The organism is Phyllobacterium sp. MT110 (assembly GCF_058792715.1).
Genome location: NZ_JBXAFE010000006.1, coordinates 148,709 through 170,699 on the forward strand (window position 1 = coordinate 148,709; position 21,991 = coordinate 170,699).

Here is a 21,991-nt window from a genome sequence, read left to right on the forward strand (position 1 = left end):
ACCGTCAACCCGCAGGCACCACCCGAGCGGCTGCAACTTTAATATCGTCGATCAACCGGCTGACAAACATGTCCTCCATCCGCTCGTGAAGGACATAAATTCCCACATTGAACCGCTCAAGCACATTCTCGTCTTCGATAATGACGGGATAGACGTCCCGTTGCCTGAACGTGTGCGACATCACTGCCGAGTGACAGAAGACGGCATCGGTCTCCTTGATGTAATCAAGGCAAGCCGCCAGTGAGTTGGAGGCGAACGCAAACTTGTAGGCATTCGAAGCGATGTCCGCCCGTTCCCTGACATTGTAGCCAAAAAGCCTCAGGTGCCTTGTTTCCGGAGAGTTGCTCACCACCGCCGGATATTCCTCCAATTCGGCCAGTTTTCGCGGTTTGCCGAGCAAAGGATGACCCGCCCGGACAAAATAGCCATTGTGCACCTGTGTCAGCGGGAGGAAGGTCGTCCCCGTATCCCGCGCCATGCCCTTCACCTCATGGCCGATGAAGAGTGAGGTATCGCCGGAGAGCAGTTGATCCATGCAGCGCAATTGATTGCCGATGCTCACGTAAATCGGCGCATTTGGATTTTTCTGGCGATAATCGAGGATGAGATCCTTGAGAAAAAGTGACCACCAGGAATAGCCGGTGCCGATATTCAGACCTTGCTCGCGGCGTGCGCGCTGCTCCTCGATGGATGCGATCGTATTGTCGTAGAGGCGGCGCATGACGCGGGTGTTCTCGTACAACGTCTCGCCATAGCTGGTGAGGGTAATGCCGCGTGATGTGCGCACGAACAGCGGCACGCCAAGGCTATCTTCCAGCTTTTTCATGTTGAACGTCAGCGTGGGCTGGGTCACGAACAATGTGGTTGCCGCCCCGCTGATGGTGCCGGCTTCCGCAATAGCAAGAAACTGCTGGAGTACCTTGTCCATGACATTTGCTCCCCTACAAAGACTGGCAGATGGCTGCCGGTTCGTTTGCTTTCGGCCTCAACACGGCGATGACTCTACTTCACGATATAGATTTTATCTATAATACGATGCTCATTTCGTATTTTTCCATAGTCTGGTGAACTGTTACAGTTGCATGCCGTCATCCGGTGAGGAGACCGATGCCGGCTCGTTTCAGTGGGAGGCACTATGAACGGACAAATCGACAGGCGTCATTTTCTCAAGGCGACAAGCGCATTGCTGGCAATGGGAGCCATGGGAAGCCGGATGGCCTTTGCAGAAGGCAGCAATCTGCGTCTCATATTCTGGGGAAGTCAGACGCGAGCCCAAGTCACCAACGCAGCCGCCGACCTTTACGGAAAGAGAGAGGGGGGCAGCATTCAAAGCGAGTTCCTGTCATGGAACGACTACTGGCCAAAACTGGCCACGCAAACCGCCGGCGGCAACGCGCCGGATGTGCTGCAGATGGATTACCGCTACATCGTCGAGTACGCCGCGCGTCAAGCGATTGCACCGCTTGACGAGTTCATCGGCAACGAACTCAATCTCGGTCAATTCGACAAGGATCAGCTTGCGGGCGGCTCGGTCGGCGGAAAACTGTATGGCATCAGTCTGGGTGCCAATTCATGCGCCACAATGATCAATACGGATGCTTTCAAGGAAGCAGGCATTGCAGTCCCGACAAACGCCCTCACCTATGACAGTCTTCGCGACATTGGCGCGGCGTTCAAGAAAGCCAATATACGCGGCGGTATCAGGGCGATTGCGGATACATCCGGACTGGAACCAGTTCTCGAGAATTGGCTGCGGCAGCGTGGCAAGGCGCTCTACACGGCAGACGGTAAACTTGCATTCGATGCCGACGATATCGTTCAGTGGTTCAAACTGTGGACCGACCTGCGCGCGGCCGGAATCTGCGTGACCGCGGAAGACCAGGCGCTCGACACGGGCTCGCTCGAGACCTCGATGCTTGTGACCGGCAAGGCTGCGATGTTCCCTGCAAATTCCAACCAGCTTGTCGCCCTGCAGGCGCTCGTCAAAGACAAGCTCGCTCTGTGCGGTTATCCGCGCGTCGCGGCAACCACGGGCGGCGGCCACTACCGCAAGCCCGCCATGCTGTTCTCCGTCGCCGGGTCATCCAAGCAAAAGGCGGCAGCGGCCAAGTTCATCAGCTTTTTCGTCAGCGACCCCGATGCCGCCAAGCTGCTCGGTACAGAGCGCGGCATCCCCTGTTCGGCTGCCGCACGCGAAGCCATTGCGGCAACCCTCAACGAAAATAGCCGGATGGCACTCGACTTCGTGACCAATCTCGGCGACCTGCTTGGACCAATTCCTCCGTCACCACCCAAAGCTGCGGGGGAGATCGAACTCTCGGTCCTCAGAACCCTCAGCCAGGAAGTCGCGTTCGGGACCAAGACACCCGAAAATGCAGGACCCGAATTTGTCGCACTTGCCAATGATCTGCTGAGCAGGGGCTGATCATGGATATCACCGCCTCTAATCCAGCTGCCCGCACAAACCGGCGGGCAGCGACAGGAGAACTTTCACGCGGTTTTGGCTCCAGGGAACGCTACGGTTATCTGTTCCTGGCTCCCTGGTTCATCGGTTTCTTCGGCCTGTCGGTCGGGCCAATGATCTGGTCCTTCTATCTGTCATTCACAAACTTCGACCTGTTGACCGATCCCAAATGGGTCGGCGCCAGCAATTACATCCGCATGTTCACGACCGATCCGAAATTCATGACGTCCATGCGTGTGACGCTGTTCTTCGTTGTCCTGTCCGTGCCCTTGAAACTGATCGCGGCTTTGACCGTCGCCCTGCTGCTCAACCGCGGCATGAAAGGCTTGCCGATCTACCGCGCCCTGTTCTACCTGCCGTCGCTTTTGGGAGCCAGCGTGGCAATCGCCATACTGTGGCGGCAGATTTTTGCGGGGAACGGGCTGGTCAACAAGTTTCTGGCGCTGTTCGGAATCGCCGGGCCAAGCTGGATATCCAATCCCTCCTATTCGCTCTGGACGCTCATCATCCTGTCGGTTTGGCAGTTTGGCTCACCGATGATCATTTTTCTCGCCGGCCTGCGGCAAATTCCAGCGGATGTGTATGAGGCTGCCAGCCTTGATGGTGCCGGACGCTGGCGGCAGTTCATCAAGATCACCCTGCCCCTGCTGTCCCCGGTGGTTTTCTTCAACGCGATCATTCAGACCATAGAAGCATTCAAGAACTTCACTCCGGCCTTCATTATCTCCGGCGGCACCGGCAATCCGATCAACTCGACCCTGTTCTATACGCTTTACCTCTATCAGGAGGCATTCGGTTTCTTCCGCATGGGCTATGCCTCGGCGCTTGCCTGGGTTCTTCTTGCGCTCGTGGCGATCTTCACCGCCTTTGCCTTCCTCACAGCGAAGTATTGGGTGCACTATGACTGACACCGCAAAACAACCGTCTGTATCGGCAGAAGCGTCAGAGAACGCGCGAAAATATCTGGCATTGGGCGCAACGCATATCGTCCTGATCATCGCCTGCGTGGTGATGCTCTATCCGCTGTTGTGGATGCTGTCTGCCTCGTGCCGTCCGGAAGAGGAGATCTTCACATCGGTCGGCATCTGGCCGTCATCCTGTCATTTTGATGCCTATGTCCGCGGATGGAACGGACTGAAGGTCGGTTTCGAAACCTTCTTCAAGAACTCGCTCGTCATTGCGCTCTTGTCGGTGGCGGGCAATGTGCTCAGTTGCTCCATGGCGGCTTATGCCTTTGCCCGGTTGGAATTCCGGGGGCGCAGCTTCTGGTTCGCCCTCATGCTGATGACCATGATGCTGCCCTATCAGGTCACGCTCATTCCGCAATATGTGCTGTTCCGGCACCTCGACTGGGTGAATACCATCCTGCCGCTGGTTGTCCCGAAGTTTCTCGCGGCCGACGCATTCTTCATCTTCCTGATGGTGCAGTTCTTCCGCGGGCTGCCGAAGGAGTTGGACGAGGCGGCCATGATGGATGGCTGTTCGCCCTGGCGGATTTACTGGAAGATTATCCTGCCGCTTTCAACGCCGGTGCTGGCGACCGCGGCAATCTTCACCTTCATCTGGACCTGGGACGATTTCGTCGGCCCCCTGATCTATCTCAGCGATATGCGGCAATACACCGTGATGCTGGGACTTCGCACCTTCACGGACTCAACCGGCGTTTCCGACTACGGCAGCCTCTTTGCCATGTCGGTTCTGTCCCTTGTGCCGATCTTCGCCTTTTTCCTCTTCTTCCAGCGCCTTCTGATCGAAGGCATAGCAACCACAGGAATGAAACGATAAGCCATGTCCCATCTGAATTTTGCAGCCATTGGCATCAATCACAGCCATATCTATGGCCAGGTCGAGTGCCTGAAACGAGCAGGCGCGCGGCTCGTCTCCTTCCACGCACGGGAAGACGATCTTGCCGCCGCATTTTCCGGCAAATTTCCGGAAGCCATACGCGTTGCCGATCCGCGCGCGATTTTCGACGACCCGTCCATCCAGATCATAACGACAGCCGCAATTCCCGCCGAGCGCGCCGCGATATCGATTGCCGCCATGCAGCACGGCAAGGATGTCCTGTCCGACAAGCCGGGAATGACAAGTTTTGAACAGCTGTCGGACATTCGCGCGGTCCAGAAGGCGACCGGGCGAATATACAGCGTCCTGTATTCCGAGCATTTTGAGGTGCCGGCCACGGTCAAGGCGGGCAGCCTTGTCGCTCAAGGAGCGATTGGCGAGGTTATCAACACCGTCGGTCTCGGGCCCCACGCCATCCGCAACAACCACCGGCCTGACTGGTTCTTTGACAGAGCACAATACGGTGGAATTCTCTGCGATATCGCCAGCCACCAGTTTGAACAGTTTCTGTTCTTTTCCAATGCGATCGACGGGGAAATCATTTCGGCCACCGTTGCCAACCGGGCCAATGCCGGTCGGCCCGGCCTGCAGGACATCGGCGATGTCCACATGAAGACAGAACGCACATCCGGCTATGTCCGCGTTGACTGGTTCACGCCGCAGGGACTTCCCACCTGGGGCGACGGCCGCCTGACCATCCTCGGCACGGACGGATATATCGAGCTTCGCAAATATATCGACATCAATGGACGTCCTGGAACAGACCACCTTTTCCTGGTCAATGCGGATGGTATCCAGCACCTGGACTGTACGGCCGTCGACCTGCCCTTTGGGCGGCAATTCCTCGAAGACGTGCGCAACCGGACCGAAACGGCCATGCCGCAGGAACGATGCTTCAACGCCATGAAACTTGCCTTGACCGCTCAGCAACTGGCCGAGCACGGTACGGAGTGGAAACAATGACACGCCTCAGAACAGTCGCCGTCGTCGGATGCGGTATCGGCAGAAGCCATATTGTCGAGGGCTATGTCCCCAATGCCGACAAATTCAGGCTCCTCGCCATCTGCGACATCGACGAGGAAAAAATGCACGCGCTTGCGGATGAATTCGCCGTCGAGCGCCGGATCGCTGATTTCGACGACCTGCTGACCATGGACGATCTGGATATCATCGATATCTGCACGCCGCCCAAACTGCACTTCCCCATGGTCATGAAGGCGCTGAAGGCAGGAAAACACGTCATCTGCGAGAAGCCACTCGTCGGGTCGCTGTCCGAGGTGGATCAGGTTATCGCCCAGGAGAAATTGTCCAAGGGCCGCCTGATGCCGGTGTTCCAGTACCGTTTTGGTGACGGGATCGAGCAGGCAAAGGCCATTATCGACGCCGGCATCGCCGGAAAACCCTTTATCGGTTCGGTCGAAACATTCTGGACGCGCGGACCGGACTACTACGAGGTGCCATGGCGCGGCAAATGGGCAACGGAACTCGGCGGTGTGTTGATGACACACGCCATTCACCAGCACGATCTGTTCAATTATCTGATGGGGGATATCAAACGTCTGTTTGGCCGGGTCGCCACCCGGGTCAACAAGATCGAGGTGGAAGACTGCGTCACCGCCTCGATCGAACTGACCAACGGCGCGCTTGCCAGCTTCACCGCCACCCTGGGCTCGGCCGATGAAATCACCCGTATCCGTCTCACCTTCGAGCACGTGACGTTCGAAAGCGACCACGAGGCCTATAACCCCGGCGCAAAACCCTGGGTTATCCTGCCACGGGATCAGGCAACGAAGGACAAGATCGACGCCCTGCTCAAAGACTGGAAACATGTTCCGTCGCGCTTCCAGACGCAAATGGCACGGTTCTTCGATGCGCTTGAAAATAATAGCGCGCTTCCGGTGACAAGCGCCGATTCACGCAGGGCACTCGAACTGGTCACCGCATTCTACTATTCATCACTGACGCACCAGGATGTGGAGTTGCCAATTCCGAACGACCACCCGAACTATGAAAGCTGGGTCCCCGCCGCATTCCGTCAGACTGATGAGGTGCCGCATGGCAACCGCAGTTGAGCTTCAGAATGTTGTAAAGAGCTACGGTAATCTTCAGGTCATCCACGGCGTCAACCTGACGATCGATCCCGGCGAATTCACCGTCTTCGTCGGTCCGTCCGGTTGCGGCAAGTCAACATTGCTGCGGATGATTGCAGGTCTTGAAGCCATCAGCGACGGGGACCTGCTGATTGACGGCGAGCGCATGAATGCTGTCACGCCGTCAGAGCGGGGAATTGCGATGGTTTTCCAGTCATACGCGCTCTACCCCCATATGAGCGTCTATAAGAACCTTGCTTTTGGTCTCGAAACCGCGCGGCTGCCGCGGGCTGAAATAGCAAAACGGGTTCAGCGGGCCGCGGAGATTCTGCAAATTGAACCGCTGTTGAACCGCAAGCCGAAGCAGCTCTCCGGCGGGCAGCGTCAGCGTGTTGCCATTGGCCGCGCCATTGTGCGCGAACCGAAAATCTTCCTGTTCGACGAACCTCTCTCAAACCTCGACGCGGAACTGCGGGTTCAGATGCGCGTGGAGATCGCCAAACTCCAGCAGCGACTGGGTAACACGACGATCTACGTCACCCATGACCAGGTCGAGGCAATGACCATGGCGGACAAGATCGTTGTCTTGCGCGATGGCAGGATCGAACAGGTCGGTGCGCCCCTTGATCTGTACAATCATCCGCGCAACCTGTTTGTCGCCGGCTTTATCGGCTCGCCGAAAATGAACTTCCTGCAGATCTCCACCGCGGAGATCAAGGCCGATGCTGACGCAACTGGATCAACAGCGGGCGGACGGCCGGACGTCCCGATGACACTGGGGATCCGTCCTGAACATATCACCATCGACCCCAATACCGGTGCCTCCCTCGGTCCGTTGAAAGTCGTGCTCGTCGAGAGCCTGGGCGGTCAAACCGTGGTCTACGCGACCGCGGCGAACGGACAAACGATTACGGTTGTTCTCGATGGACAGGTGGCCGTTGGAGAAACACTGGAGGCCTTTCTTGATCCGGCCAAGGCCCATCTTTTTGCGGCCGATGGCAATGTGGTGACGGGCGCCCGACTGCCACACATCATAAAGCTCGTTTGACAGAAACGGGCGGTCTGGCACGGATGGGCCGTCCCGCGTCAGACCGCTTGCCATGCTCTGCTTTGCCGGTATTAATCCGTGCATGGCATTCACACTCCGGCAGTTGCAATATTTCGTCGCGGTCGCGGAACAGGGCTCGATCACCCGCGCCGCGCAGAACCTGTCGATTTCGCAGTCGTCCATCACCGAAGCCATCAAGGAGCTTGAAACCGATCTGGGCGTCGAGCTGTTCGAACGCCACCCGCGCGGCTTGCACATCACCTATAACGGCCATCAGTTCCTGCGCCATGCCACCAAGATACTGGCCGACGTTTCCGATGCACGCCGCTCCTTCTCCGAGGACAGGCCAACCGATGCCGGCAAGCTGCAATTGGGTGTCACCTCGCTCGTCGCCGGTTATGTCCTGTCCGATCTGCTCGCCCGCTATCGCCGTGCGTGCCCGGGAGTGGAAGTCAGCGCCATCGAGGACAATGGCTCTTATCTCGAACACCTGCTGATCGGCGGCGAGCTGGATGTCGCCGTCATGGTCATTTCCAACCTGCGCGACCGCATGGCCCTGCAGGCGGAAATCATCGAGACCTCGCCCTACCGGCTGTGGCTGCCGCTTGGCCATCCCCTGGTCAGCGCCGATATCATTTCCATCAATGATATCGCCAAGGAACCGCTGATCATGCTGACGGTCGACGAAATCGAGGAGAACACCGGCAAGCTGCTGACAGCATTGGGCGCCCGCCCGCATGTCGCTTTCCGTACCCGGTCCGTCGAAGCGGTCCGCAGCCTCGTGGCGACTGGCGCAGGCATCGCGCTATTGCCTGATCTGGTCTACCGCCCCTGGTCGCTGGAAGGCGACCGCATCGAAAGCCGTGACGTTTCCGGCGCGCTCCCGGTGGTGCAGGTAGGCATGGTCTGGCGCAAGGGATCCAGCCTGCCGCAGGCGGCGCGTGACTTTGTCGGCATCGCCGAAGCGCTGCGCAGCGGTCGTACGCGATGATATCGGAAAAACCGATAGCGCCCTTCTGATTAATGAATTTGCGAAAGCGGCAAAAGAGAGGCACTTTTTCTCCCGGGAACACACGCCGCAAAGGCGGCACCACAATCGGGAGACTCAAGATGAAGCAGTTTCTGAAATCCTGCACGGCGCTGACCCTTTCGCTTGCCTTCTGCACGCAGGTCATGGCTCAGGAGGCCTTGAAGCAATTGGGCAAGGGCGAAGGCGAACTCTCCATCGTTGCCTGGGCCGGCTATATCGAGCGCGGCGACACCGACAAGGCCTATGACTGGGTTACCGGCTTCGAAAAGGAAACCGGCTGCAAGGTCAGCGTCAAGACGGCTGCCACGTCGGACGAGATGGTGGCGCTGATGAACGAAGGCGGCTTCGATCTCGTAACCGCTTCCGGTGACGCCTCGCTGCGCCTCGTGGCCGGCAAACGCGTCCAGCCCATCAACACTGATCTTATCCCGAGCTGGAAGACAATCGACAAACGCCTGCAGGATGCTCCTTGGTACACGGTCAAGGGCGTCCATTATGGCGTGCCCTATGTCTGGGGTCCGAACGTCCTGATGTACAATACCGAGGTCTTCAAAGGTAAACCGCCAAAGAGCTGGAACGTTGTCTTTGAGGAAATGACCCTGCCGGACGGCAAGTCCAACAAGGGCCGCGTGCAGGCCTATGACGGTCCGATCCATATAGCCGACGCCGCCAACTACCTGATGTTCCACAAGCCGGAACTTGGCATCAAAAGCCCCTATGAGTTGAACGAAGACCAGTACAAGGCAGCGCTCGAGCTGTTGCGCGGGCAACGCAAACTCGCCGGCCGTTACTGGCACGATGCAATGATCCAGGTCGATGACTTCAAGAATGAAGGCGTTGTCGCTTCCGGTTCGTGGCCTTTTCAGGTCAATTTGCTGAAGTCGGAAAAGCAACCCGTTGCCTCGAATTTCCCGGAAGAAGGCACGACCGGCTGGGCTGATACGACCATGCTGCATGCGGAGAGCACCCATCCGAACTGCGCCTATATGTGGATGGAACACAGCCTTTCCACAAAGGTGCAAGGCGATGTTTCCGCGTGGTTCGGCGCCAACCCATCCGTCGGTGCAGCCTGCAAAGGCAATGAACTCCTCACGGACGAAGGCTGCGCGACCAACGGCTACAATGATTTTGACAAGATCAAATTCTGGAGGACGCCGGTTGCCAAGTGCGAAAGCCAGAGCGAATGCGTGCCGTATCACCGCTGGGTGTCCGATTATATCGGTGTCATTGGCGGCCGCTGATCCCCGGTATCACGCTGCGGTGTGTGGTTCGCCCGGCAAGCATGCCTGAAACATGGAGTGAGACATGACAGCTGCTGTCCTGTTTGAAAACGTATCGCGCCATTTCGGAGCGGTTCGCGCCGTCGATGCGGTTGATCTTGCCGTTGCCGAAGGGGAATTCTTTGCCATGCTTGGCCCCTCCGGCTCGGGCAAGACCACCTGCCTGCGCCTGATGGCGGGGTTCGAACAGCCAACCGGCGGCCATATCGAGATTTTCGGCGAGACGGCGGAGGGCGTGCCGCCGTACCGGCGCAACGTCAATACGGTGTTTCAGGATTATGCATTGTTTCCGCATCTGAGTATCCTCGACAATGTCGCCTATGGCCTGATGGTCAAGGGCGTGGCGCGAGAAGAACGGCGCAAGGCGGCGGAAGATGCGCTTGCCATGGTCAAGCTGCCTGGGTACGGCACGCGGCGGCCCGGTCAGCTTTCCGGCGGCCAGCGCCAGCGCGTTGCGCTTGCGCGTGCCCTCGTGAACAAGCCTAAAGTCCTTCTGCTAGACGAGCCATTGGGTGCGCTTGATCTCAAGCTGCGTGAACAGATGCAGGAGGAATTGAAGACCCTGCAGAAATCGCTCGGTATCACCTTTGTCTTTGTCACCCATGACCAAGGCGAAGCCCTGTCCATGGCCGACCGCATCGCCGTGTTCAACGAAGGCAGGATCCAGCAACTTGGTACGCCGGAAGATGTCTACAAGCGGCCGAAGACGCGGTTTGTCGCCGATTTCGTCGGCTCGTCCAACATTCTGCAACCGGAATTTGTCACCCAGCTCGGCGCAGGCCGGCAACTCGCCAGCCTGCGTCCCGAAGCCATAGAGCTTACCGGCAAAAAGGACGGCCAGCTTTCGCTGTCCGGCATTGTCCTGTCGCGCAGCTTCCTTGGTGCATCGAACCGTATCACCGTCGATGTCAGTGGGACCAAACTTCATGTGACCAGCCCGGCGGCAAGTCCTGTTCCGGAAGAAGGCAGCAAGGTCACATTGAGTTTTGCCCCAGCCGATCTTCATCTCATGGAGGCGGTGTGATGAGCGCCATCACCGGCGAACAGGCCATATCAACGCAAAGGTCCGGTCTTGCCGGCCGCATATCGGATTTCTTCTGGAAACATCCGCATGTTTTCCTGGCAGTGATGCTGGCTCCGCCGCTGCTGTGGCTCGGCATCATCTATTTGGGTTCGTTGCTCGTACTCCTGTTGCAGAGCTTCTTTTCCATCGATGATTATTCGGGCCTGGTGAATTACGAGTTCACGCTTGCCACCTACGGGCAGCTGCTGAACGAGACCAATCTCGACATCATCATCCGCACCGTGTGCATGGCGGCGATCGTGACCCTGTTTTCCGCACTGATCGCCTTTCCGATCGCCTACTATGCGGCGCGCTATGCCAGGGGAAAATGGAAGGCGCTGTTCTATCTCGGGGTAATGCTGCCGCTGTGGTCGAGCTATCTCGTCAAGATTTACGCGTGGAAACTGATCCTTGCCAAGGAAGGTATTCTGACCTGGCTCCTGACCAAGCTGAACCTGCTCTGGCTGCTGGATGCGTGGCTGTCACTTCCCGTGATCGGCGGCAATTCCCTCTCGGTCAGCTATACCGGCACCTTCATCGTGTTTGTCTATGTCTGGATGCCCTTCATGATCCTGCCGATCCAGGCATCGCTGGAACGCGTACCGGTCAATCTGATCGAGGCCTCCTCCGATCTTGGCAGCACCCCGCAGCAGACATTCCGCCACGTACTGTTTCCACTGGCTCTGCCCGGCATCGTTGCCGGATCGATCTTCACATTCTCGCTGACGCTGGGTGACTACATCATTCCGCAGATCATCGGCTCATCGCGTCTGTTCATCGGCCAGGCCGTCTATGCGCAGCAGGGCACGGCAGGCAACATCCCGCTTGCTGCCGCCTTTACCGTCGTGCCGATCGTCATCATGGGGCTCTATCTCTGGGCCGCCCGCAGAATGGGGGCTTTCGATGCGCTCTGACCGTTCCGCCTCTGCTCCGCTGGCTCTGAAGATTGCCGCCGCCGGCGGGCTGCTCTTCCTGCATCTGCCGATCCTGCTGATTTTCCTCTATGCCTTCACCACGGAAGAAAAGAGCTACCAATTCCCCCCGCCCGGCCTGACACTGCAATGGTTCGCGGTGACCTGGAACCGGCCGGATGTGTGGCAGGCGCTGAGCCTCTCGGTCCGCGTCGCCTCGATCGCCACGGCCATCGCATTGCTGCTTGGCACGCTCTGCGCCGCCGCTGTCAGCCAGACCCGGTTTTTCGGGCGCGAGACGATTTCACTGCTGGTCATCCTGCCGATTGCGCTGCCCGGCATCATCACCGGCATTGCCCTGCGGTCAGCCTTCAGCATGGCGGACATTCCCTTCTCGATCTGGACGATCGTGCTTGGTCACGCCACGTTCTGCGTCGTGGTTGTCTATAACAATGCGGTCGCCCGCTTCCGCCGTGTTTCGGGCTCACTGGTCGAAGCGTCGATGGATCTCGGTGCCAACGGCTTCCAGACATTTCGGTATGTCATCCTGCCGAACATCAGCACGGCGCTGCTGGCAGGCGGCATGCTCGCCTTTGCCCTGTCCTTCGACGAAGTCATCGTCACCACATTCACCGGCGGCCAGCAATCCACCCTGCCGATCTGGATGCTGCAGGAACTCATCCGGCCGCGCCAGCGGCCCGTCACCAACGTGGTCGCGATGGTCGTGGTGCTGCTGACATTCCTGCCGATCCTTGCCGCCTATTACCTCACACGCGACGGCGACCAGATCGCTGGTTCCGGCAAATAATGCAAAGACTATGGGAGAACGACACATGGATACGCAACTGCTGATCGGGTCGACATTCGTCGCCGGAACCGAGGCCGAGGAACATATCCTCAATCCGAAGACCGGCGCGACAATCATTGATCTTGCCGAAGCCTCCCACAGTCAGATTGATGCAGCTGTCGACGCGGCCGAACGGGCCTTTACGACGTGGTCGCTGACGACACCTGCCGAGCGCTCCGGTTATCTCCTGCGGATTGCCGATGCCATTGAAAAACAGGCGGATGATTTCGCCGCGCTTGAAGCGCTCAACTGCGGCAAGCCGATCAATGCCGTGCGCAATGACGAACTTCCCGCCATCATCGATTGTTGGCGGTTCTTCGCCGGAGCCATCCGTTCCATGCATGCGCCCGTCGCGGGCGAATATCTGCCCGGCCACACCTCAATGGTTCGCCGCGATGCCGTCGGCATTGTCGGATCGATTGCGCCGTGGAATTACCCGCTGATGATGATGGCGTGGAAACTTGCGCCAGCCATTGCAGGTGGCAATACGGTGGTGTTCAAGCCGTCAGAACAAACACCGCTGACAGCGCTGAAAATGGCGCGGCTTCTGGCGGATATTCTCCCCGAAGGAGTGGTCAACGTCATTCTTGGCCGCGGCGACACGGTCGGCAACGCGCTGATCAACCACCCCAAGATTGGCATGGTGTCCATCACCGGCGATATCGCCACGGGCAAGAAGGTGCTGCAGGCCGCCGCCAAGACGGTCAAGCGGACTCATCTGGAACTGGGCGGCAAGGCGCCTGTCATCGTCTATGACGATGCGGACCTTGACGCGGTGGTCAACGGTATCCGTACCTTCGGTTATTACAATGCCGGCCAGGATTGTACGGCCGCCTGCCGCATCTATGCGCAGGATGGCATCTACGAGAAACTGGTGGCTGACCTCACCTCGGCCGTTTCCACCATCCGCTTCAACGACGCCGACGATACGGTCAACGAGATCGGGCCACTTATCTCCAGCCGCCAGCGCGACCGTGTGGCGAGTTTTGTGGAGCGCGCCACGGAACAGAAGCACATCGAGATCACCACTGGCGGCCATGCGGGCAGCGCCAATGGCTTCTTCTTTCAGCCCACCGTCGTTGCCGGTGCGACGCAGGAGGACGAGATTGTCCGCCGCGAGGTGTTCGGTCCGGTGGTTTCCGTGACGCGTTTCCGTGCCGATGATGAGGCGGTAAGATGGGCCAATGACAGCGATTACGGCCTCGCATCTTCGGTCTGGACGAAAGATATTTCCAAGGCGATGAGAACCGCATCGCGGCTGCAATATGGCTGCACCTGGATCAACACCCACTTCATGCTGACCAACGAAATGCCGCATGGCGGCGTGAAGCAGTCAGGCTATGGCAAGGACATGTCGATCTACGCGTTGGAGGATTATACGGCCGTTCGCCATATCATGATCAACCACGGCTGAAGGCCGCATTGGGCAAAGTGGGATCAGCATCAACGCTCTTTGCAGAAAGGAATAAAATATCCATAAAACATTGAAATCGGGAATTTATTATTCTAGCCTGATTTTACTGACCTGACTTGTCCATGCGGTAGAATGAACATCCATCTCGAAGTCACAGAAGCCCCCTCGCCAACCGATCTCAAATTCCTGGGAGATCAGCTGACGGCATTCAATGATGGCGACGTCGGGCCGAGCCAAAGAGTGGCCCTTGCGGTCTTTGTGCGCGATGAAGCGGATAGGGTTGTCAGTGGAATATCGGGCTACACCGCGTGGGGATGGCTCTACATTCAATGGTTGTGGGTGGATGAGAGTTTTCGCGGACAGCACATGGCAGCCAGAATGTTGGATGCCGCAGAACGGGAAGCGGCGAAACGCGGATGCCATGGCGCATATATTGATACGTTCAATCCGAAAGCCGCGAAGACCTACCAGAAGCAGGGATACCAGACCTTTGCGACCCTGCCCGATTTTCCGATGGGGCGTGACCGCATCTTCCTGCAGAAACGGCTCTGACTAGTGGTCCGATTCTGATATTTGCCTCAATGGCCTGTATAAGAGGGATGCAAATGTCAAATTCGTTCCACTAGCCTGCAATGCGTCCGCCGCGCGTGGGCTCGCGAACGCCTGTCGTCGTCGGGAAACTGATCGGCAGGTTCCTGAGAACACGCACCGCAAGAAAACCAAAGCATTCCGCCTCGACCGCGTCCCCGCGCAAACCCAAGGTTTCGGCGGACAGGACCTCGACGCCGGCGCGATCCGAAAGCATGGCCATGATCGCCGGATTGCGGCGGCCGCCTCCGCAAACCACCAGCCTGCTGGGCCGCTGCGGCAAAAGATCGAGCGCTTTCCCCACGGCAGATGCGGTAAATGCCGACAGAAGTGCCGCCCCATCCCATGCATTGAGGCCATCGGCCATTTCCGCACCAAAATCGAAGCGGTCCAATGATTTTGGATAAGGTGCTGTCAGATAAGGATGCTGCAGGAGCCTGGAGAGGCGTTCTTCATCAACCGTTCCGACCAAAGCCAGGGCGCCGTCCCGATCCATTTCACCCAACCCTTTCGCCTTGACAAAATCATTGAGCGGCGCGTTGGCAGGCCCGGTATCGAACGCGACAAAGCCACCATCGCCATCCCACCAGGTAATGTTCGCAACACCGCCCAGGTTCAGCATGGCGGTGTCCTTTCCCACTCCGGCAGCCTGTAGCAGTGCAGCATGATACGCGGCTGACAAAGGAGCACCCTGCCCGCCCAAGCGCATATCAGCCGAGCGAAAATCATAGGCGACTTTCGTTCCAAGAATGGCGCTCATCAGTTCGCCATCGCCGAGCTGGCGGGTCGCGCCAAGACGGCCGCCCTGGGGAGCGCGGTGCAGAACGGTCTGGCCATGAAAACCGACGATGCCGATGTCGGCCATTGTCAGGCCGGCACCGTTGACCAGGTCCTGGACTGCCGCGGATTGCGCGCGCGTCAGTGCCTCTTCGGCTTGCCGGAAGATCACCGGTTCGGGACCGTTGAAATTCCAGACACGGGCCTGGCTCAACGTCTCCTCCAGCAGGCTTCGAACCGATGCGTCATAGGGGGTCAGCGCGTAAGCGCCGAACGCCTCTATGCGTTCGCCGTCGGTTTTGATCAGGGCAACGTCAATGTTGCCGTCAAGTACGGTACCGGTCATCAGGCCAACGGCCCACATTGGTTCCATGGTTGAATTCCTACTGTCCGTTGACGAGATTGCCGACTTCCTGTCGAAGCAACGTTATTCCACTGTCGAAATGGCGTGTCGGATGAATGCGGTTGGTGAGCAGTGTCCATGCCCTGCCCTTGTCGAAATCAATCCAAAGACCAGTGCCGGTGAAGCCCGTGTGACCGATCGTGTTCGCAGAACACAATGCACCACCTGACCAGTCCTCATAGGGCCGCTCCCACCCATGGGTGCGTTTGGCGGACAGAGGTTTCTTCATGAGCGCAACCGCATGCTCGGACGCTCCTGTTCCATCCAGCAGACCTTGCGCGAAATCCAGGACGGAATGGGCCGTTCCAAACAGCCCGGCGTGACCGGCTCCCTGCAAGGCAGCACAATTGTCGTCGTGTACCTCACCCGACAGCACCCGGTGCCGCCAGGTGCAGTCCTCGGTGGCCGCCGCAGCATCAGATGCAGCAGAGAACGCAAAACCTGGTCCTGGGTCCATGTCACGGATGGAGCACTTGGATAGGCGCTCCAGCACAAAACCCAGAAGAATGAAATTGATATCTGAATAGACCGGTTCCCCGGCCTGCCATTCACGCTGCAGGATGAAGCTGCGCAGCAAATCCGAATCGCGGCCATAGGTGTATATCGGGGCAACGGCCGGCAAGGGCGTCTGATGGCCGAGACATTGCCTAAAGGTGATTTTCCGCTCCCAGGCGTTTGCGTCATATTGGCGTAGATCCGGCAGCACGGAGATGAGCGGTGCGTCGAGATCAATGATGCCCGCTTCCGCCAAAGCAAGGATGCGCGGTGTCGTAAAGATGACCTTGGTCAGCGATGCAAGGTCGAACCACGTGTCGATCCGCATCGGCCTGATATTCGGAATGAGTTGAGCTGAGCCAATCGCCTGGATGATCCGGCGCTGGTCCCGATCAACGATGCCGAACACGCCCCCGGGAACGCGGCCGGTTGCTACGGCATTGGCAAGTGGTGCAAAAGCGCGATTGAACAACCGGGAAAGCGCGGCATTGGCGAACTGTTCCGAACGATCAGATGCACTCATGATCTATCCCGCCGCTTGTGAATATGGTGGAGCTTCGGTACGTGCCTTGTGATCGGCACCAAAATGCGTCCAGTCGGCCGGGGCGGGTTCAAAACCCGGCTGGCGCACCAGGGACGGAACCTGCCGCGTATCCAGTTCAAAGTGCTCCTTGCGGCGGCTGACCGTCGGAACGGCGGCAATGAGCCTTTGCGTATAGGAATGCTGCGGATTTGCCAGCACTGCTGCAGCACGACCGATTTCAACAATCTGTCCGGCATACATGACGGCAATCCTGTGGGCGATCCGCTCGACAACGGCCATGTCATGCGAGATGAACAGATAGGCCAGATTGAATTCCCGTTGCAGGTCGACAAGCAAATCCAATACCTTGGCCTGCACGGACACATCCAATGCCGAAACCGCTTCATCCAGAACCACAACGGAAGGGTTCAGCATCAGCGCCCGGGCAATGCACAAGCGCTGGCGTTGACCGCCGGAAAATTCATGCGGATAGCGGTCAAGGCTGTTGGACGGCAGGCCGACGCGCTCGATCAGCATGGACATTCTCTCGCGCGTCTGGACATCGAGCCGCCCGCCTGCAGCAATCGCCGGCTCCGCAAGAATGCTCGCAATGGAGAGCCGCGGATTGAGCGAAGCATAGGGGTTCTGAAAAACCATCTGCACCGGCCGCTGGCTTTGCCGCGCGGAGGCTTCCTGCCTGACGGCAGAAAAGGTGCCGCGCGTGGATTTTGTCAGACCCAGAATGGCGCGCGCCGTTGTCGATTTCCCCGAGCCGCTTTCACCGACAATCGCCAGTGTTTCCCCTGGCATCAGGTCAAAATCCACGCCCTCCACCGCGTGAACCGCACCGGCGGGACGGCGAAAAATGCCTGTCGTAACCGGAAACCGCACCGTAAGCCCGTCAACCCTGAGTGCTGGGTCGACCGATGTCTCACCGTTGCGTTTGCCGTCGGTACGCGCTGCCTGCCCGCTGGCGAAATGCGGGACGGCATGCAGGAGATGTTGCGTATAGGGATGTTGCGGATGATCGAGTATCTGGTTCAACTCCCCTTGTTCCACCGCCTGCCCGTTCTGCATCACCATGACCCTGTCGGCAATTCCCGCGACCAAGCCGATGTCATGCGTGATGAAAATCATCGACATCCCGGTTTCCCGCTTCAATTCTGCGAGAAGCGCCATGATCTGTGCCTGCACGGTGACGTCCAGTGCCGTGGTGGGCTCATCGGCAATCAGCAGACGGGAGTTGCACGCCAAAGCCGTTGCTATCATGACGCGCTGGAGCATGCCGCCCGATAGCTGGTTCGGATAATAGTTCAAGCGCCGTAGAGCGTCGGGAATCCGCACGCGATCGAGCGCGTTCTTGGCAGCCGCACGCGCCTGCTTTCCGGTCAGACCCCGATGGAGCCGAAAGGATTCTTCAATCTGCGTGCCTATGGAAAGCACGGGATTGAGCGATGTCATCGGCTCCTGAAAAATCATGGCAATTTCAGCGCCGCGCACTTTTGTCAGTTGCGGTTCCGTCGCGGCCGTCAGGTCCAGAATGCTGTTATCGGCCCGTTTCAGCTTTATGGAACCGGAGACGATGCGGCCCCCGCCAAAATCAACGAGCCGATTGATTGAGAGCGCCGTGACGGATTTTCCGGAGCCGCTTTCACCGACGATCGCCAGTGTTTCTCCGGCGGCCACATCAAAGCTTACGCCGCGCACAACCTGATTGACCTCGGGATCGTGGCCGAAGCCGACGCGCAAATCACGGACAGAGAGCAGCGGGCTCATGGGTTTGACCTCCGCATTCTCGGATCAAGGATATCGCGCAGCGCATCACCGAGCAGGTTGAAACCAAGGATGCTCACCATGATTGCAAGGCCGGGGAAGACCAGCAGCCATGGGGCGGTTTCCATCAGATTGCGGCTGTCGCTCAGCATCAGACCGAGCGACGATGCGGGCGGCTGTGTGCCAAGGCCAAGGAAACTGAGGCCCGCTTCCGTCAGGAGAGCCCATGCCAGCGCCAGGGTGATCTGAACCGTCAGCGGCGCCACCAGATTGAGCAGGAGATGCCGCGTCAGGATATAGGTGCGGCTGCTGCCGAACGTGCGCGCCGCGTCAACGAAATCGCGTGCCTTCAGTGACAGCGCCGGCCCGCGCACGACGCGGGTGAATATGGGCGTGTAGACAATCCCGATCGCCACAACGCTGGTCCAGGTTCCCGGCCCGACAATTGCCACGACCAAAAGGGCGAGAAGAATGGCTGGAAATGCCAGCAACACATCCATCAGGCGCATGATAATGCCATCCAGCCGATGGCCGAACCATGCCGCGGCCAGGCCAAGGACAGTTCCCGCAAGCGATGCAAAGGCAACCGACAGGAAGGCGACGGTAAAGGACTGCCCTACCCCACGCATGAGACGGCTGGTGACATCGCGACCAAACAGGTCAGTGCCCATCCAATAGGTGATGGTGGGAGAGTGCAGGCGGTCCAGACGGTTCTGCATCAACGGGTCATGCGGTGTGAAACCCATAAGGCCGAGCAAGGCGATCACGAGGTAGAGCAGGACGATGGCCCCGCCAATTCTGCCACTTGTATGTCCAAAAATCGCGCGGAGGATGCGCATCAGCGTTCTCCCAAACGAATGCGGGGATCAAGCGCCGAATAAGCGAGGTCGACCAGAAGATTGACGACCATGAAGTTGAAGGCAATGAACAGCACGCTTCCCTGCAACAGGGCATAATCCCGCTGCAATATCGCGTCGAGAACCACGCGCCCCAATCCTGGCAGCGCATAGATCTTCTCGACGAGAACGGCACCGCCCAGCAGATAACCGAATTCCATACCGCTGAGAGTGACGACCGGGATGAGTGCATTCGGCAGCGCATGCCGCCAGATGACACTGCGCGCCGACGCCCCCTTGCTGCGTGCGGTCCTCACATAATCATCGCTCAGGACATCGAGCATGGCCGACCGGGATATGCGGGTGACGGAAGCGGCAAATGCCAATCCAAGCGTGATGGCCGGAAAGATCAATTGGCTAAGGTTACGCAGCGGGTCCTTCCAGAAGGGCGAAAACTCTCCCATCGTCGGCAGCGCACCGAAGCCGACGGACAGCATGTAGATAATCAGAAGGCCGACAACGAAGCTCGGTGTTGACTGGCCGACCATGGCAAAGATGCGCACTGTCAGGTCGGATGGCCTGCCATTATGGGTTGCGGCGAACACCCCTGCCGGAAGACCGATGGCAAGCGCAATGATCATGGAAAGAAAGGCCAGCTCCAAAGTCAGGGGAAAGCGATCAAATATTACGTCGAGCACCGGTTTTCCGTAGGCGACCGAGATACCCAGATCGCCACGGAAAAGCCCGAGCAGCCAGTGCCAGTATTGAACGAGCCAATTCTGGTCGAGGCCGAAATAGGCCGTCAACGCCACGCGTTGTTGCGGCGTCAACAGCCCGGCCTCTGTCCCCAGCATCGCCGTGATGGCATCGCCGGGAACGAGACGGATTGCAACGAACACAAGTATTGAGACGCCGATCAAAACCAGCGGAAACGTCACCAGACGCCGTGTAACATAACCCATCCAGAAACGTCTCCGGGTAAGAAGTGATCGGCAATCCCAGTCCAGCTATTGCTGGACGGTCACCTTACTGAGACCGAAAAGCGAACCGATGGGCGTTGCAGTGAAGCCCTGGACGCTCTTTTGCTGTGCCGTATAGCTGTAGGAGGTATAGAGCCAGATCCAGGGAGACATCTCTGCGAGATGTTTTTCGAAATCACTGAAAATGACCTTGCGCGCTGCGGGATCGGTCTCGGCGCGGCCCTTCTGCATGAGACTGTCCAGGGTATCGTCAATGTAATTTGCGACCCTTTGCAGGTTTCCGGTCTTGGTCCAGTACCGGCTGTACATCGAATAGGGATCCGCACTGCCGCCGTTCAGGGCGACAGCCATGTCGAAATCGCCTTTCAGCCATGTATCGACATAGACGTTCAGTTCCATGACCTTGATATCGAGTTTGACGCCGATTTCGGCCAGTTGGGATTGGATGACCTGAGCCTCTGCGGCGGCTGTTGGCGGTTCGCCGGTTGCCGCGATGACCGTGGCCGAGAAACCCTTCGCATATCCCGCATCGGCCATGAGTTTCTTGGCCTTCTCGACATCCCGCTTGTAACAGAACAGGCTGTTGGGATCGGTTGCAAAGGATGGTGTTGTTATCGGGCCTGTCACCTTGCCTTCTCCCAGGGAAGCCGTATCGAGAACTTCCTTCCGGTCGATGGCGCAGGAAATGGCCTGCCGTACCGCAAGCTCGGTCATTGGCTTGCGCGACGGATTAAGCTGCAGCACGTGATAGGCAAGCACAGGCGCACGGTTCAGGACCAGTCGCTCTTCCCGTGGAATGAGTGTTGCAATCAGAGGGTCGTTCAGCAACGCAAAATCGACCTGGCCGGTGCGCATGGCCGCCAGGATCGCAGTTTCGTCGGGAAGAACGCTGATATTGATGGCCTCGACACCTGTTGCACCTCCGGCCCACGCCTTGTTGGCAACCAGTATCTCGCGGGAATTCGGATCCCACTTCTCAAGCTTGAAAGGCCCCGAGCCTACAGGCGTTGTGCTGATCGCTCCTTTTTCAATTTCACGCGCGGAAATGATCGCCGCGTTCAGATTTGTCATCGCCGTCAGAAGCGGCACATCCGGCTGGGACAGATGAAAAACCACCGTGTGAGGGTCAACGGCTTCGATATTGGCAATCGACAGGAAGTTGGCCCGCGCCACCGCACCGGTCGCCTCGTTGAGTATACGCTCAAATGACGCCTTCACATCCGCTGAGGTGACCGGGTCCCCATTCTGGAATTTTGCATTCGGGTCGAGTTTGAAGGTCAATTCCGTACCATTGGACGAAAACTGCCAGGAATCGGCAAGAGCCGGAACGATCTGCAGATTGGCATCCAGACGCACGAGCGGCTCATAAATGAGCTCAAGCAGCCTTATGGAAGAGAATGCGGTCTGCTTGTGCGGATCGAGACCCGTCGCGTCCTGCGACCAGGCCATGCGCAGCGTTGCCGCACTTGCTGGCGAACCCGCCATCACCACGCCAAGGGCTGCAGCTATTGCAAGACAAGAAACCAGTTTCGCTGTTGAACGCCTTTTCATTTTTCTTTTTCCCTCTGGAGCTATTTTGAGCGGCCTTATGGACGCTTGATTCGTTTTACTTCCTGCTAAACCG

General features: G+C 58.3%; 20 protein-coding genes. 13 read left to right on the forward strand and 7 right to left on the reverse strand.

Annotated elements, in window-relative coordinates:
• Nucleotides 1–4: 4 nt before the first annotated feature.
• On the reverse strand, nucleotides 5–928 hold the full coding sequence (locus AC1Q5O_RS22380; protein ID WP_472460283.1) for a LysR family transcriptional regulator: 924 nt from the start codon (nucleotides 926–928) through the stop codon (nucleotides 5–7).
• A 207-nt stretch (nucleotides 929–1,135) separates the two neighbouring features.
• On the opposite strand from AC1Q5O_RS22380, the gene AC1Q5O_RS22385 reads away from it, so the two are divergent.
• From AC1Q5O_RS22385 to AC1Q5O_RS22445, 13 genes are all read left to right on the forward strand, one after another.
• Nucleotides 1,136–2,425 carry an ABC transporter substrate-binding protein gene (locus AC1Q5O_RS22385; protein ID WP_492566039.1) on the forward strand — a complete coding sequence of 430 codons (1,290 nt, stop codon included), beginning with the start codon at nucleotides 1,136–1,138 and terminating at the stop codon, nucleotides 2,423–2,425.
• 2 nt (nucleotides 2,426–2,427) lie between these two features.
• Complete coding sequence (locus tag AC1Q5O_RS22390) at nucleotides 2,428–3,372, forward strand: carbohydrate ABC transporter permease (protein WP_440966028.1); 945 nt, start codon at nucleotides 2,428–2,430, stop codon at nucleotides 3,370–3,372.
• Nucleotides 3,365–4,249, forward strand: coding sequence for a carbohydrate ABC transporter permease (locus tag AC1Q5O_RS22395; RefSeq protein WP_492566041.1), 885 nt, complete (start codon nucleotides 3,365–3,367; stop codon nucleotides 4,247–4,249). Before AC1Q5O_RS22390 ends, AC1Q5O_RS22395 begins: the two co-directional genes overlap by 8 nt.
• A 3-nt stretch (nucleotides 4,250–4,252) precedes the next feature.
• Nucleotides 4,253–5,272, forward strand: coding sequence for a Gfo/Idh/MocA family protein (locus tag AC1Q5O_RS22400; RefSeq protein ID WP_492566043.1), 1,020 nt, complete (start codon nucleotides 4,253–4,255; stop codon nucleotides 5,270–5,272).
• Nucleotides 5,269–6,381 (forward strand): Gfo/Idh/MocA family protein, encoded by a 1,113-nt coding sequence (locus AC1Q5O_RS22405; RefSeq protein ID WP_492566045.1) that lies wholly within the window; start codon nucleotides 5,269–5,271, stop codon nucleotides 6,379–6,381. The genes AC1Q5O_RS22400 and AC1Q5O_RS22405 overlap by 4 nt, the downstream gene beginning before the upstream one ends.
• Complete coding sequence (locus AC1Q5O_RS22410; RefSeq protein ID WP_492566046.1) at nucleotides 6,365–7,447, forward strand: ABC transporter ATP-binding protein; 1,083 nt, start codon at nucleotides 6,365–6,367, stop codon at nucleotides 7,445–7,447. Before AC1Q5O_RS22405 ends, AC1Q5O_RS22410 begins: the two co-directional genes overlap by 17 nt.
• Before the next feature lie 82 nt (nucleotides 7,448–7,529).
• On the forward strand, nucleotides 7,530–8,438 hold the full coding sequence (locus AC1Q5O_RS22415; protein ID WP_223614295.1) for a LysR family transcriptional regulator: 909 nt from the start codon (nucleotides 7,530–7,532) through the stop codon (nucleotides 8,436–8,438).
• A 119-nt stretch (nucleotides 8,439–8,557) separates the two neighbouring features.
• Nucleotides 8,558–9,718: an ABC transporter substrate-binding protein gene (locus tag AC1Q5O_RS22420; RefSeq protein ID WP_346308254.1), complete on the forward strand. Its 1,161-nt coding sequence runs from the start codon at nucleotides 8,558–8,560 to the stop codon at nucleotides 9,716–9,718.
• 64 nt (nucleotides 9,719–9,782) lie between these two features.
• Entirely contained in the window at nucleotides 9,783–10,781 is a 999-nt protein-coding gene (locus tag AC1Q5O_RS22425; RefSeq protein ID WP_223614297.1) for an ABC transporter ATP-binding protein, read from the forward strand.
• Nucleotides 10,781–11,734 carry an ABC transporter permease gene (locus AC1Q5O_RS22430; RefSeq protein ID WP_492566050.1) on the forward strand — a complete coding sequence of 318 codons (954 nt, stop codon included), beginning with the start codon at nucleotides 10,781–10,783 and terminating at the stop codon, nucleotides 11,732–11,734. The genes AC1Q5O_RS22425 and AC1Q5O_RS22430 overlap by 1 nt, the downstream gene beginning before the upstream one ends.
• Nucleotides 11,724–12,539, forward strand: a complete 816-nt coding sequence (locus AC1Q5O_RS22435) for an ABC transporter permease (RefSeq protein WP_492566052.1) — start codon at nucleotides 11,724–11,726, stop codon at nucleotides 12,537–12,539. Before AC1Q5O_RS22430 ends, AC1Q5O_RS22435 begins: the two co-directional genes overlap by 11 nt.
• Nucleotides 12,540–12,564: 25 nt before the next feature.
• Complete coding sequence (locus AC1Q5O_RS22440; protein ID WP_492566054.1) at nucleotides 12,565–13,992, forward strand: gamma-aminobutyraldehyde dehydrogenase; 1,428 nt, start codon at nucleotides 12,565–12,567, stop codon at nucleotides 13,990–13,992.
• A 132-nt stretch (nucleotides 13,993–14,124) separates the two neighbouring features.
• Nucleotides 14,125–14,544 carry a GNAT family N-acetyltransferase gene (locus AC1Q5O_RS22445; RefSeq protein ID WP_464663793.1) on the forward strand — a complete coding sequence of 140 codons (420 nt, stop codon included), beginning with the start codon at nucleotides 14,125–14,127 and terminating at the stop codon, nucleotides 14,542–14,544.
• 70 nt (nucleotides 14,545–14,614) lie between these two features.
• Here the strand turns inward: AC1Q5O_RS22445 and AC1Q5O_RS22450 are convergent, their stop codons facing one another.
• Genes AC1Q5O_RS22450 through AC1Q5O_RS22475 form a run of 6 tightly spaced genes read right to left on the reverse strand, consistent with a single transcriptional unit; the run spans nucleotide 14,615 to nucleotide 21,918 of the window.
• The gene (locus AC1Q5O_RS22450) at nucleotides 14,615–15,730 is read right to left on the reverse strand and encodes an anhydro-N-acetylmuramic acid kinase (RefSeq protein ID WP_492566056.1); all 1,116 of its coding nucleotides are present in this window, start codon (nucleotides 15,728–15,730) and stop codon (nucleotides 14,615–14,617) included.
• A gap of 10 nt (nucleotides 15,731–15,740) precedes the next feature.
• Nucleotides 15,741–16,778: a serine hydrolase domain-containing protein gene (locus tag AC1Q5O_RS22455; RefSeq protein WP_492566058.1), complete on the reverse strand. Its 1,038-nt coding sequence runs from the start codon at nucleotides 16,776–16,778 to the stop codon at nucleotides 15,741–15,743.
• Between the two features lie 3 nt (nucleotides 16,779–16,781).
• Nucleotides 16,782–18,554: an ABC transporter ATP-binding protein gene (locus AC1Q5O_RS22460; RefSeq protein WP_492566060.1), complete on the reverse strand. Its 1,773-nt coding sequence runs from the start codon at nucleotides 18,552–18,554 to the stop codon at nucleotides 16,782–16,784.
• A complete protein-coding gene (locus tag AC1Q5O_RS22465) occupies nucleotides 18,551–19,390 on the reverse strand; it encodes an ABC transporter permease (protein WP_464663786.1) in 840 nt (279 codons plus the stop codon). The genes AC1Q5O_RS22460 and AC1Q5O_RS22465 overlap by 4 nt, the downstream gene beginning before the upstream one ends.
• On the reverse strand, nucleotides 19,390–20,349 hold the full coding sequence (locus tag AC1Q5O_RS22470; RefSeq protein WP_346308264.1) for an ABC transporter permease: 960 nt from the start codon (nucleotides 20,347–20,349) through the stop codon (nucleotides 19,390–19,392). The genes AC1Q5O_RS22465 and AC1Q5O_RS22470 overlap by 1 nt, the downstream gene beginning before the upstream one ends.
• A gap of 45 nt (nucleotides 20,350–20,394) precedes the next feature.
• A complete protein-coding gene (locus AC1Q5O_RS22475; RefSeq protein WP_492566062.1) occupies nucleotides 20,395–21,918 on the reverse strand; it encodes an ABC transporter substrate-binding protein in 1,524 nt (507 codons plus the stop codon).
• Nucleotides 21,919–21,991: the final 73 nt, after the last annotated feature.

What these genes read in the sequence shown, in the direction of transcription:
- AC1Q5O_RS22380 (WP_472460283.1), bottom strand. Translation starts at nt 928, where the DNA reads ATGGACAAGGTACTCCAGCAGTTTCTTGCTATTGCGGAAGCCGGCACC.
- AC1Q5O_RS22385 (WP_492566039.1), top strand. Translation starts at nt 1,136, where the DNA reads ATGAACGGACAAATCGACAGGCGTCATTTTCTCAAGGCGACAAGCGCA.
- AC1Q5O_RS22390 (WP_440966028.1), top strand. Translation starts at nt 2,428, where the DNA reads ATGGATATCACCGCCTCTAATCCAGCTGCCCGCACAAACCGGCGGGCA.
- AC1Q5O_RS22395 (WP_492566041.1), top strand. Translation starts at nt 3,365, where the DNA reads ATGACTGACACCGCAAAACAACCGTCTGTATCGGCAGAAGCGTCAGAG.
- AC1Q5O_RS22400 (WP_492566043.1), top strand. Translation starts at nt 4,253, where the DNA reads ATGTCCCATCTGAATTTTGCAGCCATTGGCATCAATCACAGCCATATC.
- AC1Q5O_RS22405 (WP_492566045.1), top strand. Translation starts at nt 5,269, where the DNA reads ATGACACGCCTCAGAACAGTCGCCGTCGTCGGATGCGGTATCGGCAGA.
- AC1Q5O_RS22410 (WP_492566046.1), top strand. Translation starts at nt 6,365, where the DNA reads ATGGCAACCGCAGTTGAGCTTCAGAATGTTGTAAAGAGCTACGGTAAT.
- AC1Q5O_RS22415 (WP_223614295.1), top strand. Translation starts at nt 7,530, where the DNA reads ATGGCATTCACACTCCGGCAGTTGCAATATTTCGTCGCGGTCGCGGAA.
- AC1Q5O_RS22420 (WP_346308254.1), top strand. Translation starts at nt 8,558, where the DNA reads ATGAAGCAGTTTCTGAAATCCTGCACGGCGCTGACCCTTTCGCTTGCC.
- AC1Q5O_RS22425 (WP_223614297.1), top strand. Translation starts at nt 9,783, where the DNA reads ATGACAGCTGCTGTCCTGTTTGAAAACGTATCGCGCCATTTCGGAGCG.
- AC1Q5O_RS22430 (WP_492566050.1), top strand. Translation starts at nt 10,781, where the DNA reads ATGAGCGCCATCACCGGCGAACAGGCCATATCAACGCAAAGGTCCGGT.
- AC1Q5O_RS22435 (WP_492566052.1), top strand. Translation starts at nt 11,724, where the DNA reads ATGCGCTCTGACCGTTCCGCCTCTGCTCCGCTGGCTCTGAAGATTGCC.
- AC1Q5O_RS22440 (WP_492566054.1), top strand. Translation starts at nt 12,565, where the DNA reads ATGGATACGCAACTGCTGATCGGGTCGACATTCGTCGCCGGAACCGAG.
- AC1Q5O_RS22445 (WP_464663793.1), top strand. Translation starts at nt 14,125, where the DNA reads ATGAACATCCATCTCGAAGTCACAGAAGCCCCCTCGCCAACCGATCTC.
- AC1Q5O_RS22450 (WP_492566056.1), bottom strand. Translation starts at nt 15,730, where the DNA reads ATGGAACCAATGTGGGCCGTTGGCCTGATGACCGGTACCGTACTTGAC.
- AC1Q5O_RS22455 (WP_492566058.1), bottom strand. Translation starts at nt 16,778, where the DNA reads ATGAGTGCATCTGATCGTTCGGAACAGTTCGCCAATGCCGCGCTTTCC.
- AC1Q5O_RS22460 (WP_492566060.1), bottom strand. Translation starts at nt 18,554, where the DNA reads ATGAGCCCGCTGCTCTCTGTCCGTGATTTGCGCGTCGGCTTCGGCCAC.
- AC1Q5O_RS22465 (WP_464663786.1), bottom strand. Translation starts at nt 19,390, where the DNA reads ATGCGCATCCTCCGCGCGATTTTTGGACATACAAGTGGCAGAATTGGC.
- AC1Q5O_RS22470 (WP_346308264.1), bottom strand. Translation starts at nt 20,349, where the DNA reads ATGGGTTATGTTACACGGCGTCTGGTGACGTTTCCGCTGGTTTTGATC.
- AC1Q5O_RS22475 (WP_492566062.1), bottom strand. Translation starts at nt 21,918, where the DNA reads ATGAAAAGGCGTTCAACAGCGAAACTGGTTTCTTGTCTTGCAATAGCT.